The following is a 16,030-nucleotide window of genomic DNA, read 5'->3' as shown; positions in this document are numbered from 1 at the left end:
ATGACTCTTTTATCCGTTATAATGGATTTAGTTGTGAAATAAATGTCAAAGTAACGAACCTCATGAAGGGAGTCATTCCTTCGCAATTTAAAAATTTAACTGCAGGTGAGAAAAATTGAAGCATTTAACCTTGTTTAAATGGTTGACCGTATTAACCTGTCTTGTCATGTTCATGGCCACGTTTGGTGGCGGCGTCGTTACGCGGACCGAGTCCGGACTCGGCTGTGGCGCCGAATGGCCTCTATGCAACGGCAAACTGGTTCCGGCCCATACCGTTGCCTCCTTGATCGAATTTTCCCACCGTGCCGTCAGTGCGTTGGCAGGGCTGTTGTCCATTGCCTCGTTCGTTGCGTTTTTACGGTTCGGCAAGTCCCGCCGAGATCTGCAATTGTTCTCATTGCTGACATTGTTATTTGTCATCATACAGGGGATCATGGGCGCATTCGCCGTCGTCTTTTCCCAGTCATCGGCGGTCATGGCGCTGCATTTCGGGTTTGCGCTGATCGCCTTTGCCAGCTCGCTCATGATGGCTTTGGGCATTCGCCAAGAGGCCAAGCATGGCGGACTGGAACGTTTGAACAAATATCCGCGAGTGAGCAAAAATTTCCGGAATCTCGTGTGGTTCTCCACCATTTACACGTACCTGGTTGTGTACACGGGGGCTTTTGTAAGCCATACGGATTCGGCTGGCGGCTGTTCCGGATTCCCTCTATGTAACGGGCAAATCGTTCCTGAACTGTCCGGCGGCGTTGCCGTAGCCTTCATCCACCGTTTAGCAGCGGTGTCGCTCGTCGTCGTGATTGCGATTCTGGGGCACTATGCATACCGCAAACATCCGGATAATAAGGAGCTTAGAACGCTGGGTGTGGTGTCGGTTGTGCTGGTGTTGCTGCAAGTGTTTATCGGTTTCCTGATGATGCTTACGATGAATCGTCCGGAAGTGTACATGTTTGTTGCCTTGTCGCACATGCTTGATATTGCCATCCTGTTCGGCATATTGACGTACATGAGTTTTCTGGTATACAAACTGCACAAACCGGTTAATCGGTTCTGATCTGCTTTCCCAAGTCCACCTGCCCTCGTGATGCATCGTCACGGATGCGGGTGGATTTTGTTTGATCCGTACCAGATTCGGGTACGCTATGGTGCAATAGCGCTGTGCGTTTACTCGGTCTCCGGTTGGGGTTATGCTTAAGTTGGGTGGTTGAGACAGATTGGACAAGAGGAGGCATGCTCATGCTGCGAACACTACTGGGTGAACCCCCGCGCCGGAATGAAGGCGTTCTGGAAGAAGCGATCGAAGCGATGGTGGAAACGCTGGAGCTCCTGCAGCGACAGTTGGACCTGAATCAGGACCCGACGCATGATTACCGCAAACTGTATGTTTGGACCCAAGGTTTGATATCCTCGCTGGATGAATTGGAGCAAAGCTGTTTTGCGGCTTCCCATTTTCGGAAAAAGGTGAAAGCAGGCTCTACGGAAGACATGACCGCTGCCGAAAAGGCGGAATATGCGCGCTACGTATATTTCTATAAGGACGGCTTCATTCGCTGTTTCGCCATTTTGGACAAAACCGGAACGGTCATCAACGAAATTTTCGACCTGAATACCTCAAAGGTCAAAGCCCACTTTTCCTACTTTACAGTACTCAGGCAGTTCGGCTATGCTAAAGTTCATGCCGATTTGGCCGAAGCGCTGATCCGGATCAAAGAAAAATACCGCGAACCGATGAGCCGATTGCGCAAGCGACGCAACATGGAGATTCATTACATGAACTGGGAGATGCAAGATGACCTGTGGCAGCTGCATCAAACGCTGCAGGGCAAAGTGCAGCTGGAGGATCTGGACCAGCATCTTCATGAGCTCAGGCAAGGAACGGACATGGTGTGTGAAACCATCAAGACGGCTTATGGCTACATTAATGCCTTGTGGCGTGAGCACGGCTTGAATCGCAAAAACAGCACCCATTAGGGTGTAATATTTACCTTTGACAAACCGGAATACTTGGATTATACTGAGTTCCTATATTCAATACTGATTAAAAATCATATATTCTTATCGAGAGCGGCGGAGGGACAGGCCCGATGAAGCCCGGCAACCGATTTATGGGGTGTGACACGATGTCATTCTTTATAGATGTTAGGTGCTAATTCCTACAAAATGGTGCAGAGCACGATTTTGGCAGATGAGAAGGCATAATCTTTCACGCAAAGAGCCCTTTTTTCTGCAGAGGGGCTCTTTTTTGGTTCGGGGAGAATGCAGATCGGAAGGATCTGCTTGCAATACAGGTTTATGATTACTCGCCAAACGATGATCGGTTTGCTCGGGAGATATGACTAAAGTCGTTTTTCTCGGCGTCCGAAGGAGTTTTTCCAGCCTTTCGGGTAAAGATACATGTAATGGCGGGAAGGAGAAGCTATTTTGATTGAATTAAAGGCATTAACCAAAACATACGGCAAAGGCGCCAAAGCAACGACAGCGTTAGCCGAACTCGACCTGACCATTCAAAAAGGCGAGATTTTCGGCATTATCGGCCACTCCGGGGCGGGAAAAAGCACGTTGATTCGCTGCATGAACTTGCTGGAACGGCCGACGAGCGGCGAAGTGTGGGTCGACGGCGTCAATTTAACGGAGCTTGGGAAACAGGGGCTTCAGAAGCAACGCCGCAAAATCGGCATGATCTTTCAGCATTTCAACCTCCTGTCATCTGCGACGGTGTACGACAATGTGGCATTTCCGCTCAAGTTGGCCAATGCACCCAAGGCGGAGATCGACCGCAAGGTCAAAGAGATGCTTTCTCTGGTCGGGTTGGAAGACCACAGCGGCAAGTATCCTGCCCAACTGTCAGGCGGACAGAAGCAAAGGGTAGGCATTGCCCGCGCGCTGGCCAGCGATCCGGCGGTCCTGCTTTGCGATGAAGCGACCTCGGCGCTTGATCCGCAGACGACGGCCTCCATTTTGAAGCTGCTGCTGGACATTAACGAGAAGTACAATCTTACGATCGTACTGATTACGCATGAAATGCATGTCATCCAGAGCATATGCGATCGTGTGGCGGTCATTCACCAGGGAGGCATCGTGGAGCAAGGGCCTGTAACGGAAGTATTTCTCAAGCCGCAGCATGAGGTCACCCGCGATTTCATCCAGCGGGACGATGCCTCGGCGGAGCTGTTGGCAGTCAGCGCACCGGTCAAAGGTGACGCATTGGCTAACGGAGCTTCCCAACTGGTGAGAATCTCTTTTCTGGGAGAAAAGACATATGAAGCCATTCTGTCCAGAACGGTCCGCAAAACCGGAGTGGATTTTGCCATTTTGCAAGGCACGATTTCGACCATCAAACAAGTTCCTTACGGACAATTGACGGTAAGGTTTGAGGGCGAGCCTGCTTCCATCAGGCAGACGATGAACGAACTGGTTGAGCAGGGGCTTGATGTGGAGGTGCTACAATAATGGATTTTTCAAGCATTCGATGGGAAGAGATCAGCCAGGCTACCGTTGAAACGTTGCAGATTCTAGGGGCGTCCGGCCTGTTCACGGTTATTATCGGTTTGCCGCTTGGCGTTTTGCTGTTCATGACAGCACGCTCGGCTTCGTCGCAAGTCAAGATTTTATATACCATTCTCTCTATTATCGTTAACATTCTTCGGTCGGTTCCGTTCATTATTTTGATTGTTGCTCTTATTCCGTTCACCCGAGCTTTGGTTGGAACGGCAACCGGCGTGCTGGGCACCATTCCTCCGTTGGTTATTGCGGCTGCCCCGTATTTTGCGCGATTGGTGGAAACGACGCTGCGCGAAGTGGATCGCGGCGTCATTGAAGCCGCTCAGTCCATGGGTGCTTCTACAGGCCAAATCGTCCGTCGGGTATTGCTGCCCGAGGCACTGCCAGGTTTGCTGGCAGGCGTTACGATTACGATCGTGACCCTGGTATCGTACACGGCAATGGCGGGCATGGTTGGCGGCGGCGGGTTGGGTACGCTGGCGATCAACTACGGATACTACCGATATCAAACGGAAATCATGATCGTGGCCGTCATTTTGATGATTATTCTTGTGCAATTGCTGCAAATGGGCGGCGATCGTCTCGTCAAAAAGTTCACCCGGAAATAACACATAGATCAAATTTTAAGGAGAAGGGGTTTTACACATGAAAAAATGGTCCATCGCTTTGCTGAGCCTGATGATGATCGCGGTCCTTGCGGCATGCGGCAACAACAAGGATGCCGACAGCGGCGCAGATAACGCAGGAGGCGCTCCACGTACCGTCGAATTGAAAGTCGGAGCTTCGCCTACGCCGCATGCCGAAATTCTGGAAGCCATCAAACCCGAATTGGAGGCCGAAGGCATCCGTTTGCAAATCGTAACGTTCAACGATTACGTTCTGCCGAACCAACAGCTCGCCGACAAACAACTGGATGCGAACTTCTTCCAGCATCAGCCGTACCTGGATGAGGAGAACAAAGCACGCGGATTCAATCTTGTTTCCGTAACTCCGGTGCACGTTGAGCCGTTTGCGGGATACTCCAAAAAAATCAAATCGCTGGATGAGCTTCAGGACGGAGCGAAAGTAGCGATTCCGAATGATCCGTCCAACGGCGGACGTGCATTGCTGCTGCTGGCCAAAAAAGGCTTGATCACGTTGAAGGACAACAACAACATCTCGTCTACAGTGCAGGATATTACGGCTAATCCGAAAAACCTGGAATTCATCACGCTTGATGCGGCCATGATGCCTCGTCAACTGGATGAAGCCGATCTGGTCTTCATTAATGCCAACTATGCGTTGGAAGCCAACCTGAATCCGGAGAAGGATTCCCTGTTGATCGAAGATTTGCAAGGCAATCCGTATGCCAACATTTTGGTTGCGCGTGAAGATAACAAGGATGCAGATGCCATCAAAAAATTGGCAGCCGCACTGAACTCCGAAACCGTCAAAACATTCATCAAAGAACGTTACAAAGGCGCAGTGGAACCTGCATTCTAAATAGATGCGCAAATCAAACAAGCCGTTCATCGCTGTTCAAGCGACGTCGGCTTGTTTTTGTGCATGGTCATAGAGATGCATTGACGCAATTTATCTTTTTTCCAAATCCGGTTTGGAACGATCGTTCGGTGATGAATCATCCGGATTGGTAGACTGTTGTCCGGCCGCAACTTGTTGATAGGCTTCGTCAGTCGGCGTAAGTTCATCCTGCTGTCCATGTGCATCCGTTGGATTTTTTCTTCCCGTCAATTTGCGGCGAAGCCATCCGAATATACCGACGATGGCGGCCACGATGACGAACCATCCTTTTTTCAGCAATAGCAGCAATCCTAATTTCTTGGCTACGGCAACCCCGGCGCCCCCTAGAATCAGGCCGGTTAGCCCCAGCTCGGAAGATTTGTCGACCGACGCGTCGAATTCCTCGTATTTCTCGCCAGCGTTAACATGAAGCTGCCCAAGCACGCTTTCCTCGAACTGCTTGCGATTTTGTTCGAAATGGGCGGTATCCGTAATGAGAATCACGCCGATATATCCTTCGCGTGTCAGTACGTTTACGTTATAGTTGACAATCGGTTGTTGCGCCGCGTCCTTCGCGCCAAGAGAGTAAATCAACTGATGTTTCGCACTCTCGTAAGCAGGCTCGATTTCCCAACCGGTGATGTAGAGCCGATTTTCCGGAGAAGACTTTTCGTTCTGCTCCTCGGTACCGCGTTTGTAGCTGTCGAGAAGCTCTTCGGCATCCAGATTGTCTTTGTCGCTATCATCGATATGTCCCGTGTCGTTGTATTCGAAAATGACATACCAGCTGGACTGCTCGCCTTCGCCGTATAGGCTTCCGATTTCAGTGCCGTTCGGAAATGATTCCGTATCTTCCATAAAACGCTTCGTATTGGTTGCGTCCAAATAAGTCAGGCCGGGTGCGATTTGGAGGGTGGCTTTGTCATCCAGCGATACGGTGGCAGGACCGTCAATCCATTCATAGTCATCTGCGGTGCTGTCGGCAGCACTTTCGGCAGACGCCGTGAGAGCGAGCGGAAATTGCAAAGCGGTCACCAGCATAAGGGCGACAAGGGAGGTCAACCATCTTTTGTTGTTTTTCATTTCGGATTCCTTTCGAGGGCCTCATGCCTGGGCAGGAAAGTGCTGATTACAGCCTAGCATGAGCGTATGTATTATGTCTTTTTCTGTATAGAAAATAATGACTTATCGAAATTAACATATACCTCATACATTAATCAAGGGATAATTGGAAAATTGGGGTTATATTTCCTTCTAAAGTCCTACACGGTTTTATTTTGTGAATGGACAACATATGAGGATCGTCCCCGCTCCAATGATTTTTTGCAAATATATGCAAGAGCATTTGGAGATGGGGAAGTTGTGAGGGAACGTCAAATCTTTTATACTGAATGAGTGACTGTGTTCTTGGAAGAGGGGGATGGACGTGAAAGGTAAAGTGGCCCTCATAACGGGAAGTGCCAAAGGTCTTGGCAAAATGACGGCACTGCGCCTGGCGGAACAGGGATGCCACATTGCTCTGAATTATGTGCACAGCCAAAGCGAGGCCGAAAGCCTTCAATCCCAGATTATGTCCACAGGCGTGCGCTGTATCGCGGTGCAGGCCGATATTTCACAACCGACAGACATTACCAGGCTGATCGCACGTGTGCAAAATCAGCTGGGCGATATTGATATACTTATAAACAATGCGGGACCGTTTGTCCGGGAACGCAGATGGTTTGCCGATTACTCCGCAGCCGAAATCCAGATGCTTGTGCAAGGCAATTTGCTCGGGCCCATGCTGCTGGACCAGCTCGTGCTCCCGGAGATGCGGCGCAAGAAGTGGGGAAGGATCATTCATTTCGGCTTTAGCCATGCAGGAGAGGCCAGATCATGGCCCCATCGCGCGGTTTATGCAGCGGCCAAGGTAGGCCTGGTTTCGTTTACGAAGACGCTTGCCGTGGAAGAAGCGCCATATGGGATCACGGTGAATATGGTATGCCCTGGTGACATTCGCGGCGCGAACAAAGAAAAAACGATCGATGAAATCCGGGAAATCAAGGATGAAGAAACACCGAGAGGGCGCCCGGGAAGCGGGGAGGATATCGCACGCGTAATCACGTATCTGTGCGAGGATCACTCCGATTTCATTACCGGAAACATTATGGATGTATCCGGCGGCCTGGATCCGATCCGCCCTAATATTTGGCGCGAAGATGCAGAGCAGCATGAGGCCGGGAAAAGCGAGTGATGCGAGCGCAGGCGTTGTAATAAATGTTTCCGCTTGGCTGGTCAGGAGTACAGTTCCGTGACGCAAGGCGAAAAAAGAGCCTCCGCTTCATAAGAAGCGAAAGGCTCTTGAGGTTTATTTCGTGAAGGATTGATTAGAATACTTGGACAACTTCTTCCACACCGTCAACTTCTTCAAGAAGGGCGCGTTCAATCCCGGCTTTCAATGTAATGGTGGAGCTTGGGCAGCTGCCGCAGGCACCGACCAGTTTCAGCTTCACGATGCCGTCCTCCACGTCGACCAGTTCCACGTCACCGCCATCGCGCTGCAGGAACGGACGAAGTTTGTCAAGCACGTCGGATACCTCATCGTACATGGTGCTTTGTGCGTTTTCGCTCATATTTTCAACTCCTTTCCTTCATATATTATATTACAAATGGCCATAAATTCAAATGGTCAAAGCAAGCAGGTGAACAACAAATGAGACCGATTATTGAATTTTGTGCCAATAATATGCATTTCGGTACCGATGAAGTGATGGACATGCTGGAAGAAAATCCTGACTTTGACGTCATCGAGTACGGGTGCCTCAGCAATTGCGGCCAATGTTACATGACTCCTTTTGCTTTGGTGAATGGCGAGCTTGTCATCACGGACAAAGTGGAAGATCTGTATAACGCCATATTGGCCAAAATTGCCGAAGCGGACGCCTGGGACGAGCTGGATCTTGACTAACCGAGATGCCGTTTAGACATCCAGAGCACACCGCTTTTCAAAATACGCGGCACGCGTCCCATCATGGACGTTTTGCCCATCAGCCCAAACCCAGCCTTCTTGCCGAGTGCGCCGAGTGTGCCGCGAAGCTTGAGGGGGTGAAGTTTGGGCTCTTCGCCTTTCCAAAGAGCATGCTGAATATGAGCGATCTGTTCACCCTGAACCTCGGCAGCCTGACCGCTAGGTGCAAATGGCACGCTGGCACAGTCTCCCACCACATATACATCCGTATATTCCGGAATTTGATAATACTCATTCAGGACGACACGGCCCTGCGGGTCTTTGGCGACATTCAGATCCTGCACGACTTTGACCGGCTGAATCCCTGCTGTCCAAACAACGGCATCGGTCATGATCTCTTCGTCGCGATTGTAAATGGCGCCTTGCTCCAGTCTGGAGATGGCCACATGGCGCTGCGATTCGACTTGATGTTCTTTGAACCATTCATGTACGTAAGCGGACAAGCGTTGCGGGAATGCGGACAACACGCGCTCACCCCGATCGAGGATCGTAATATTCAGGTCGGGTCTGCTTTCGCGCAGTTCAGCCGCTACTTCAACACCGCTAAGCCCGCCGCCGACGATGTGCACGTGGCCGTAAGGTTTAACCTCATTCAAGCGCAGGTAAGTTTCCCTTGTTTTGCCGAAGCTTTGAATGGTACAGCTGAATTCCTCGGCTCCGGGCGTATTGTGGAACCGATCCGTACAACCAAGCCCGATGACAAGTCTGTCGTAAGGAAGCGGGTCCTGTCCTTCGAATTCGATCTGACGGGCTTCCAGGTTGATCGACGTCACTTCTCCATACCGATGGGTAAGCTTTTCATGCACGGGAAAATGAATGCGGAGGTCGTAATCCGATACCGTTCCGGCTGCGAGCGCATAATATTCGGTCTTCAGCCCTTGGAATGGATTTCGATCCACCAAAACGATTTGAGTGTCTGCCGGAATTTTGCCTTCCAGAAGTTCTTTAGCAATCGTGAGGCCGCCGTAGCCGCCCCCAAGAATGACGAAATTTTTCATGATTGGCTTCCTTTCTGCACCAGTCCCGCAGGAAGCGGGGCTGTACCCGTGAGGCACAGGGCCATAATGGCGATCTGCCTCATGTGTTGTTTTAGGTTTGAATTAGTATATCTAAATTAGTATATCGAAAATTCAGGTCTTTCAAATTAGGGGCATTATTCCAATGGAAAGCATCGGTTCGGGATCCGCTCCCTTTTCGGTCAAGCGGATCTCGAGCCCGATGCTCGGGTTTACTCGTATACTTGGATTTCGTTGTAGAAGGTATCGCGTTCCACCGGGATTCGTCCGGCACCTTTGATCAGCCAGATGAGCTCTTTGCGGGTCAGCCCTTCGGGTGTCAGGGCACCAGCGGCGTGACTGATTCGTTCACGTACGATCGTACCGTGCGCATCCGATGCTCCGAAGCCGAGCGCGACTTGAGTCAGCTGTGGACCAATATTAATGAAGTAGGCTTTGATGTGGTCGATGTTGTCCAGCATCAGGCGGCTGATCGCGATCGTTTTGAGGTCTTCGTACGCCGAGTTGCGGCGCATGATGCTTGCATTTTTGCTCTTTGGCTGCATGGACAGCGGAATGAATACCATGAATCCGTTTGTTTCGTCTTGAAGTTCCCGGATTTGGGCCATATGGTTGACGCGGTCCTCATAGGATTCGATCGAACCATACAGCATGGTGGTGTGCGTCCGCATGCCGAGCAGGTGAGCCGTGCGGTGAACTTCCAGATAACGATCGACGTTCGCTTTGTCCACGCGCATTTTTTTGCGGTACTCATCGGAGAGAATTTCGGCTCCGCCCCCAGTGAGCGATTTCAGTCCGGCTTTTTGCAGTTCCTCAAGCACTTCCTTAATGCTTAGTCCGCTGATGCGTGTGAAGAAATCGATCTCTGCTGCCGTGTATGCCTTCAGCGTAACGTTCGGATATTTTTCGTTTAATGCACGCAAGGAATCGACATAATATTGAAAAGGAACATGGTTGTTATGTCCGCCTACAATATGGAACTCGCGTACGCCGGGATGAATATGCTGTTCTACGTAATCGATCATTTCCTGTCCCGACAAGGTATAAGAGCCTTCTTCACCCTGATCCTTGCGGAAGTTGCAAAAGGCGCAGTGGGCTTCACACACGTTGGTGAAATACAGGCTCATGTTTTCGATGAAATATACTTTTTTGCCGTTTTTCTTCAGGTTGGCCTCATTGGCCAGCTGGCCCAGAGTTAGCAGGTCATCCGTCTGGTACAGATAAACGCCGTCCTCTACGCTAAGCCTTACTCCGTTCTGTACTTTCTCGACGATTTCAGCCATTCTCTTGTCCGTGAACGGTGTTACCAATGTAGACATGTTGTTTCCTCCTGTTCTTGACCGGATTGGAGTTGCGCGCAGTAGTGGCTGGCAGAACTACATAACAAAGATGCGGTCGTTTGCCGCCTTCCGTATAACCAACTCGTATTGACCCGGTTGCAGCGCATGCTGCATTGCGTAGCTGTTTTTTTTCGCGAAATGAGCCCTCCGGCTTTATATGCATTGGGGACTGCAGCACAGTCTCGAAATGTGAAAAAAATTACAACTCTAAATATGACCATCGCTTGAAGAAGTCATGACAAAATATCGACATTTCAAATCGATCACCTATCCATTATAAACCTCGTGTCCCGGGGGTTCAATATGCTGGAAAGAAAAAGGAGGAGCCGAGGCAAGAAAACACGGGCAAACATGACTTGAGCCCCTTGACGCGGTGGAGTATAATTTAGAAAGAGTTCAAATTAAAGGAGAGTGACCTGGCATGATCAGCATCAGCGAAACGGCTGCCGAGCGGCTGAAGGATATGCTGGCTCAGCAAGAGACGCCGGACATGTTCCTGCGTCTTGGCGTAGCACCGGGCGGTTGTACCGGATTTTCGTACGCCATGGGCTTTGACGATAAAGAATCCGAAGACGATATTTATATGAACATTCACGACATGAAGGTTGTTGTGGAGAAGGAAAACCTGAAATACCTGAATGGCCTGGAAATTGATTTTGAAGAATCCGGCATGACGGGCGGCTTCACTATTCATAACCCGAACGCGGTAGCGACATGTGGTTGCGGATCTTCCTTCCGCACACGCGAAGAAGCAGGCGTGCCGGATAAAGATTGCTGATTCGGAATTAGATGTTACTGGTATATGTATTACCGGTGTAATAAAGGTCTCCGTAGCGCATTAGTTTTTCTCTAATTGCGATATGGGGGCTTTTTTTGTATTGGAAAGGGATCAAGTGTGATCTCGGCATGCAAGGTTTTGGATGGGCGGATTTGAAAATAACGGAAGACCATGATATATTCAAATAAAAAGGGAACTGGTGTTCCTGTTTCGCAAATCCGCATCATAAATGCCAAACGGCCCATGCCATGCGCACGAGTGAGATTTGCGTTAGATTACAGTATAATTTTCACAAGTTCAATTTTCCAGCGAGGAGGCGCGCGAAATGCTTCAACTGGCTTCAACCTATATTGATTCACTGGCCCCGAACGCGGCTGCGGCCAAGAACGGACGGGGACTGGTCCAGAAAAACAAATTCGTCAAACTTAACATATCGGAGGAAGGGAACCTGTTGTTTGGTGAATGTGCCGGCAGCGGGAAATCCAATTATGTTTGTTCCGTCGATTTTGTCATGCCGGACAATCCGGTCTCGCGATGCAGCTGCCCAAGCCGGCAGTTTCCATGCAAACATGCGCTTGGACTGATGTATGCCTATGCGGAAGGATTGCCGTTTGAGAACGCTTCTGTGCCTGAAGATATTGCGTCCAAGCGGGAGAAGGCAGAGAAACGCGAAGAGAACAAAGCCAAGCGCGAAAGCGGTGAGCTGCCTGACAAGCCGAAAAAGGTCAATAAAAGCGCGCTCAAGAAGAAAATCGCCAAGCAGCTTGAAGCGCTGGACGAATTGGAGAAGCTTGTGCTTTCACTGGTTCGCGGTGGGTTGGGCACGGCGGATGCACGAACGGTGAAAAGCCTGAACGAGCATGCCAAGCGGCTCGGAAGCAGTTACCTTACCGGAGCGGAGAACGAATTACGGCGGCTTGCACTGCTGTTGGAAGAGGAAGACCGAGAGAGCGGCTATACATATGCGATGGAGCAGCTGACTTTGCTGCATGCTTTTATTAAAAGAGGCAGGACATATTTACAAGCCAAACAGGAAGATCCGGAACTCAAACCGGATAGCGAATCAACGATTGAAGAATGGCTTGGTCATGCTTGGCAGCTGTCCGAACTTAAGGAAGCCGGACGGGTAAGCGAGAATGTGGAGCTGCTTCAACTTGCTTTCTATTGCCACAAGGATGACGCACGCCGAGAATACATAGACACCGGTTATTGGCTGGAGCTTGGCAGCAAACGCATTCATCGAACCGTACATTATCGACCGTTTAAGGCTTTGAAATTCATGAAGGAAGAAGACAGTTTCTTCAATGTGGCGCAGATTTCCGAATTGTACCTTTATCCGGGCGGCATGAACGCCAGGGTGCGTTTTGAAGGCATGATCCCGCGCGAGACGAAAGCCATCGATCTTGAGGCTGCCTGCGAATCGGCTTGGTCATCGATACCGGAGGCGGTCAAGGCGGTTAAAAACCAACTGAAAGATCCGCTGGGCGATCGGGCCCCGGTCGCGTTACTGAAGGCCTCCCGCATCGCACGCACGGAAATGGGAGGTTTCGCCCTGGTCGATGAGGCAGGAAATACATTGGAGCTCAGCGATATTTACCGCCTGCCCGGGCAATCGACGCCGCTGTTGTCGCTCGTCGATGCTTCGCTGCTCAGCGACTGCTGCGTATTGGCGATGTTCGAGCATCAGATGGATACAGGGCGGCTGGCTGCACAGCCGTTAACGGTGATTCAGGGAGACCGGATTGCCCGGCTGCTGTACTGATCGCTGTTATCGAAGCTGGAATCAAAACGGGGAATCGGGAGGAGAAGCGAATGAGCACCACTTTATTGCAAGAACTACAGGGCGAACTTCGCCGTTTATATATTGCAGGCAGCGACTTGGCGGGAGACGATTTCCGCCTGAAACGCCTGGAGCCGAAGTTGGCCCAGCTTGGGGAGCGGGCCCCGGTATTCGGCAAACTTGCCGAGGGAGTCGCCGCACTGACAGGTCCTTTAGAGGCGGAAGCAAGAGCGGCCCGGCTGCAGGATGTGGCGCTGCTGCTGAATTCGGTGTTGTCGACACAGGGGATCGTGGCTGCAGAAGGAGACGTATGCGCGGAGCATAGGAAGGAGGTCGAATTGTCAGGGTTAACGACCAGCCACTCGTACCGACAGCTGGCCGAGGTGCAGAATGCATTGTCGGATTCGGGAGGCGGACGGTACGAGATTGTGACTTCTGCCTTTGAACAGGGACTGTTCCGTGACTTAAGGTTATTCCCGTTTGCGGTGAGGGCCTTGGGCGATTCATATTCGGAAATTGCGGATTTTGCGGCGCGGAACATCCTACCGGCATATGGACCGGCGATTGTACCTTACTTGCTTGAGGGAATGGACATCAATGGAGGACGTCAAGAGGAACGGCGCCTGCAGGTGGTAAGGTCGCTCGGTGTCGATCCGGAGGATGAACGGTCGCTGGAACGTTTGGTCAAGGCCGCGGAAGAAGGGGGAGACAAAATCCGCTCCGCGGCGATTGCCTGCCTCGGGCCTCATCCAAAGTTCGAAGACCGATTGCTTGAGTGGTCGCAGGACAAAAAGAAACCGGTACGCGAAGGGGCCTATGGTGCATTGGCGGTCCGTAATTCGGAAGGAGCGCGTGAACGGTTATATCAAGCAATCCAGGGAAAAGACGCATTGCTCGTGGCCGAAGCGATCAGTTATGCACCTGCCGAGGAAATGGTCGACATGCTGCTGCCTCTTTTCGAGGAACGGCTTCGCAAGGAGCATGTAGGCGAAGATGACAAAAAAAGCAAGGGAAAGCTATGGAAAGAACTTGAGCCGTTGGCCATTGCGCTCAGAGACGTGCGTCATCCCGAGCTGGAGCGCCTGTATCTGGACGTGGCAGGAAACGAATCCGCTTTCCCTTCCTTGGGCAGGCTCGACTATGGCGATCGTGTGCAATTAATGAGACAGGTTGCGGGTTATTTGGCGCAAACGGATTCGCCAGAGGCACTTGCCGTGCTCCAACAATTGGAAGATCAAGACCCGGGGTATCTGCCATATGCATTCCGTGCTGCCAGACGCCAGCTTGCGCCAGCCGAGCTTTACGACAGGTATGTTGCTTCCGGGTGGGGACGCCTCAAAACCGTGGTCTCCAGAAAGTCGCAACTGGCGCAGAAGGCGCTGCTGGATGCACTTCGCGATGAATTGTACGTTTATCATGGGTATGTCAGAAGCCGGCTGCCCCAGGAACGGATCGAAACGGAATGGGATTCCCGCTGGCTCGACTGGCTGATGGATCGCGATGAGCTGCAACTGGTGTCCGCGCTGGCAGCCCCCGGAAATGACAGGTTGCTTCCTTATATCGAAAAAGCCATAGAAAAAGCCAACAATCATGACTCGCATTACATTTTCGCCGCCCTGGATGCCGGCGGTGCTGCTGAGGATATAAAAGCCGAACTTTTGGTGCAATGGATGGAGCGAAAAGATTGGAAACGCACATATAGCATGTACTCCGAAGAGAGCGAACGTTTGCTTCGCGTCCCCGATCATCTGGCCGCAGAAGTGGCGGACAGGGTAGAGGCGTTACTCCCGGAAGTACGCTATGAAGGCCTTAAGGAGCGGCTCGAAGAGATCGTTCATACGCTTCGGCGCCGGGCAGCATCGGTGTAAACCGGTTTTCCACAAACAGAGAATATCCTTTCGATTTCAGGCCGCCCGGCAGCACCGGGCGAAGGATGATTTGGATTTTGGAACGAGATTGGTGAAAGAAATAGGTCCATCATGGAGAGGGGAATATCGAAATGGCCGCAACGAAAAAACAAGCACAGGATGTCATGCGCCTTCCGGCTGAACTGCTGTATCGCGAAGAGATTGAGGCGCTTAAAAAGGAAGACAAGGGAGCGGTTCCGCCAGGGTGGCAGATGTCCCCGCGTGCCGTACTGACCTACATTACCGGTGGCAAAGCCGGCAAAGTGGATATTACGCCCAAGTACATAGGGAACAGAAGACTGGTCGAAATGGCTATCGCAACGCTGGTTACCGACCGTGCGCTGCTGTTGATCGGCGAGCCGGGAACAGCCAAGTCATGGCTATCGGAGAACCTGTCTGCCGCGGTTTGCGGCAATTCGGGACTCGTCGTTCAAGGGACGGCGGGCACGACGGAGGAACAAGTGCGCTATTCGTGGAACTACGCGATGCTGCTCGCCAACGGGCCGACACCGGAGGCGCTGGTACGCAGCCCAATCATGCGGGCCATGGAAGACGGCAGCATTGCCCGCTTCGAGGAAATCTCGCGCTGCGCTTCCGAAGTGCAGGACGCTTTGATCTCCATTCTGTCCGAAAAGACCGTCTCGGTGCCGGAGCTTGGCAGCGAGACGAGTGCGCGTAAAGGGTTTTCGATTATCGCAACGGCGAATACGCGCGACCGCGGCGTCAACGAAATGTCCGCGGCCCTCAAGCGCCGATTCAACATCATCGTGCTGCCTGCGCCTTCCGATCTTGAAACCGAGCTTTCCATCGTCAAAAAACGGGTAAGCGAAATCGCTGCTTCGTACCAACTGCACGCAGCTCCGCCGGCGGACGAAGCCTTGTTGAAAGTCGTAACCATATTCCGCGAGCTTCGCAGCGGCATGACGCTCGACCGGAAGGAGAAATTAAAGTCTCCGGGCGGCGTTATTTCCACTGCCGAAGCGATCTCGCTGCTTACCAACAGCATGGCGCTGTCCGCCAGTTTCGGCAATGGCGAGCTGTCGGACGAAGATCTGGCTGCGGGTTTGCAGGGGGCCATCGTCAAAGACGATGACAAGGACAAGCTGGTGTGGAAGGAATACCTCGACAACGTCATGAAGAAGCGGGGATCGGAGTGGCGCGGACTGTACCAGGCGTGCAGGGAGTTGAACGAGTGAAGACG

At 51.6% G+C, this 16,030-nt stretch carries 15 protein-coding genes and 1 riboswitch; of the genes, 11 read left to right on the top strand and 4 right to left on the bottom strand.

Annotation, left to right across the window (positions count from 1 at the left end):
- Positions 1–115 precede the first annotated feature (115 nt).
- The 5 genes from L6H98_RS09660 (at position 116) to L6H98_RS09640 (ending at position 4,983) form a co-directional block, all read left to right on the top strand.
- On the top strand, positions 116–1,054 hold the full coding sequence (locus L6H98_RS09660; protein WP_290371432.1) for a COX15/CtaA family protein: 939 nt from the start codon (positions 116–118) through the stop codon (positions 1,052–1,054).
- Positions 1,055–1,236: 182 nt separating this feature from the next.
- Positions 1,237–1,971 (top strand): Cthe_2314 family HEPN domain-containing protein, encoded by a 735-nt coding sequence (locus L6H98_RS09655; protein WP_236414675.1) that lies wholly within the window; start codon positions 1,237–1,239, stop codon positions 1,969–1,971.
- A gap of 81 nt (positions 1,972–2,052) precedes the next feature.
- Positions 2,053–2,192, top strand: a riboswitch (SAM riboswitch).
- 229 nt (positions 2,193–2,421) lie between these two features.
- A complete protein-coding gene (locus L6H98_RS09650) occupies positions 2,422–3,450 on the top strand; it encodes a methionine ABC transporter ATP-binding protein (RefSeq protein WP_236414674.1) in 1,029 nt (342 codons plus the stop codon).
- Positions 3,450–4,109 (top strand): methionine ABC transporter permease, encoded by a 660-nt coding sequence (locus L6H98_RS09645; protein ID WP_236414673.1) that lies wholly within the window; start codon positions 3,450–3,452, stop codon positions 4,107–4,109. The genes L6H98_RS09650 and L6H98_RS09645 overlap by 1 nt, the downstream gene beginning before the upstream one ends.
- Before the next feature lie 37 nt (positions 4,110–4,146).
- Positions 4,147–4,983 (top strand): MetQ/NlpA family ABC transporter substrate-binding protein, encoded by an 837-nt coding sequence (locus L6H98_RS09640; RefSeq protein WP_236414672.1) that lies wholly within the window; start codon positions 4,147–4,149, stop codon positions 4,981–4,983.
- A 90-nt stretch (positions 4,984–5,073) separates the two neighbouring features.
- Here the strand turns inward: L6H98_RS09640 and L6H98_RS09635 are convergent, their stop codons facing one another.
- Positions 5,074–6,084 (bottom strand): DUF2167 domain-containing protein, encoded by a 1,011-nt coding sequence (locus L6H98_RS09635; protein ID WP_236414671.1) that lies wholly within the window; start codon positions 6,082–6,084, stop codon positions 5,074–5,076.
- Between the two features lie 343 nt (positions 6,085–6,427).
- Between L6H98_RS09635 and L6H98_RS09630 the strand changes: the two genes are divergently transcribed.
- A complete protein-coding gene (locus L6H98_RS09630; RefSeq protein ID WP_236414670.1) occupies positions 6,428–7,234 on the top strand; it encodes an SDR family oxidoreductase in 807 nt (268 codons plus the stop codon).
- A 133-nt stretch (positions 7,235–7,367) separates the two neighbouring features.
- On the opposite strand, the gene L6H98_RS09625 is transcribed toward L6H98_RS09630, so the two are convergent.
- Positions 7,368–7,613, bottom strand: a complete 246-nt coding sequence (locus L6H98_RS09625; RefSeq protein WP_062324083.1) for a NifU family protein — start codon at positions 7,611–7,613, stop codon at positions 7,368–7,370.
- Positions 7,614–7,693: 80 nt separating this feature from the next.
- Here L6H98_RS09625 and L6H98_RS09620 point away from each other — a divergent pair, with 80 nt between their 5' ends.
- Entirely contained in the window at positions 7,694–7,948 is a 255-nt protein-coding gene (locus tag L6H98_RS09620; protein ID WP_236414669.1) for a YuzB family protein, read from the top strand.
- On the opposite strand, the gene L6H98_RS09615 is transcribed toward L6H98_RS09620, so the two are convergent.
- Entirely contained in the window at positions 7,945–9,006 is a 1,062-nt protein-coding gene (locus L6H98_RS09615) for an NAD(P)/FAD-dependent oxidoreductase (protein WP_236414668.1), read from the bottom strand. The genes L6H98_RS09620 and L6H98_RS09615 overlap by 4 nt on opposite strands.
- A gap of 230 nt (positions 9,007–9,236) precedes the next feature.
- A complete protein-coding gene (gene mqnE / locus L6H98_RS09610) occupies positions 9,237–10,343 on the bottom strand; it encodes an aminofutalosine synthase MqnE (protein WP_236414667.1) in 1,107 nt (368 codons plus the stop codon).
- A 442-nt stretch (positions 10,344–10,785) separates the two neighbouring features.
- On the opposite strand from mqnE, the gene L6H98_RS09605 reads away from it, so the two are divergent.
- The 4 genes from L6H98_RS09605 (at position 10,786) to L6H98_RS09590 (ending at position 16,025) form a co-directional block, all read left to right on the top strand.
- Positions 10,786–11,142, top strand: a complete 357-nt coding sequence (locus tag L6H98_RS09605; protein WP_236414666.1) for an iron-sulfur cluster assembly accessory protein — start codon at positions 10,786–10,788, stop codon at positions 11,140–11,142.
- A 325-nt stretch (positions 11,143–11,467) separates the two neighbouring features.
- Positions 11,468–12,904 (top strand): SWIM zinc finger family protein, encoded by a 1,437-nt coding sequence (locus L6H98_RS09600; RefSeq protein WP_236414665.1) that lies wholly within the window; start codon positions 11,468–11,470, stop codon positions 12,902–12,904.
- A gap of 50 nt (positions 12,905–12,954) precedes the next feature.
- Positions 12,955–14,790, top strand: a complete 1,836-nt coding sequence (locus L6H98_RS09595) for a hypothetical protein (RefSeq protein WP_236414664.1) — start codon at positions 12,955–12,957, stop codon at positions 14,788–14,790.
- Between the two features lie 131 nt (positions 14,791–14,921).
- The gene (locus L6H98_RS09590; RefSeq protein ID WP_236414662.1) at positions 14,922–16,025 is read left to right on the top strand and encodes an AAA family ATPase; all 1,104 of its coding nucleotides are present in this window, start codon (positions 14,922–14,924) and stop codon (positions 16,023–16,025) included.
- Positions 16,026–16,030 lie beyond the last annotated feature (5 nt).

The organism is Paenibacillus sp. JJ-223 (assembly GCF_927798175.1).
Classification (GTDB): Bacteria; Bacillota; Bacilli; order Paenibacillales; family Paenibacillaceae; genus Paenibacillus; species Paenibacillus hubeiensis.
Note: the sequence above shows the minus strand (reverse complement) of the source record. Positions and strands in the feature narration are given on the sequence as shown.

Coding starts and splice junctions, on each gene's coding strand:
- L6H98_RS09640 (WP_236414672.1), top strand. CDS start 4,147: ATGAAAAAATGGTCCATCGCTTTGCTGAGCCTGATGATGATCGCGGTC.
- L6H98_RS09625 (WP_062324083.1), bottom strand. CDS start 7,613: ATGAGCGAAAACGCACAAAGCACCATGTACGATGAGGTATCCGACGTG.
- L6H98_RS09620 (WP_236414669.1), top strand. CDS start 7,694: ATGAGACCGATTATTGAATTTTGTGCCAATAATATGCATTTCGGTACC.
- L6H98_RS09655 (WP_236414675.1), top strand. CDS start 1,237: ATGCTGCGAACACTACTGGGTGAACCCCCGCGCCGGAATGAAGGCGTT.
- L6H98_RS09600 (WP_236414665.1), top strand. CDS start 11,468: ATGCTTCAACTGGCTTCAACCTATATTGATTCACTGGCCCCGAACGCG.
- L6H98_RS09605 (WP_236414666.1), top strand. CDS start 10,786: ATGATCAGCATCAGCGAAACGGCTGCCGAGCGGCTGAAGGATATGCTG.
- L6H98_RS09645 (WP_236414673.1), top strand. CDS start 3,450: ATGGATTTTTCAAGCATTCGATGGGAAGAGATCAGCCAGGCTACCGTT.
- L6H98_RS09615 (WP_236414668.1), bottom strand. CDS start 9,006: ATGAAAAATTTCGTCATTCTTGGGGGCGGCTACGGCGGCCTCACGATT.
- L6H98_RS09635 (WP_236414671.1), bottom strand. CDS start 6,084: ATGAAAAACAACAAAAGATGGTTGACCTCCCTTGTCGCCCTTATGCTG.
- L6H98_RS09595 (WP_236414664.1), top strand. CDS start 12,955: ATGAGCACCACTTTATTGCAAGAACTACAGGGCGAACTTCGCCGTTTA.
- mqnE (WP_236414667.1), bottom strand. CDS start 10,343: ATGTCTACATTGGTAACACCGTTCACGGACAAGAGAATGGCTGAAATC.
- L6H98_RS09590 (WP_236414662.1), top strand. CDS start 14,922: ATGGCCGCAACGAAAAAACAAGCACAGGATGTCATGCGCCTTCCGGCT.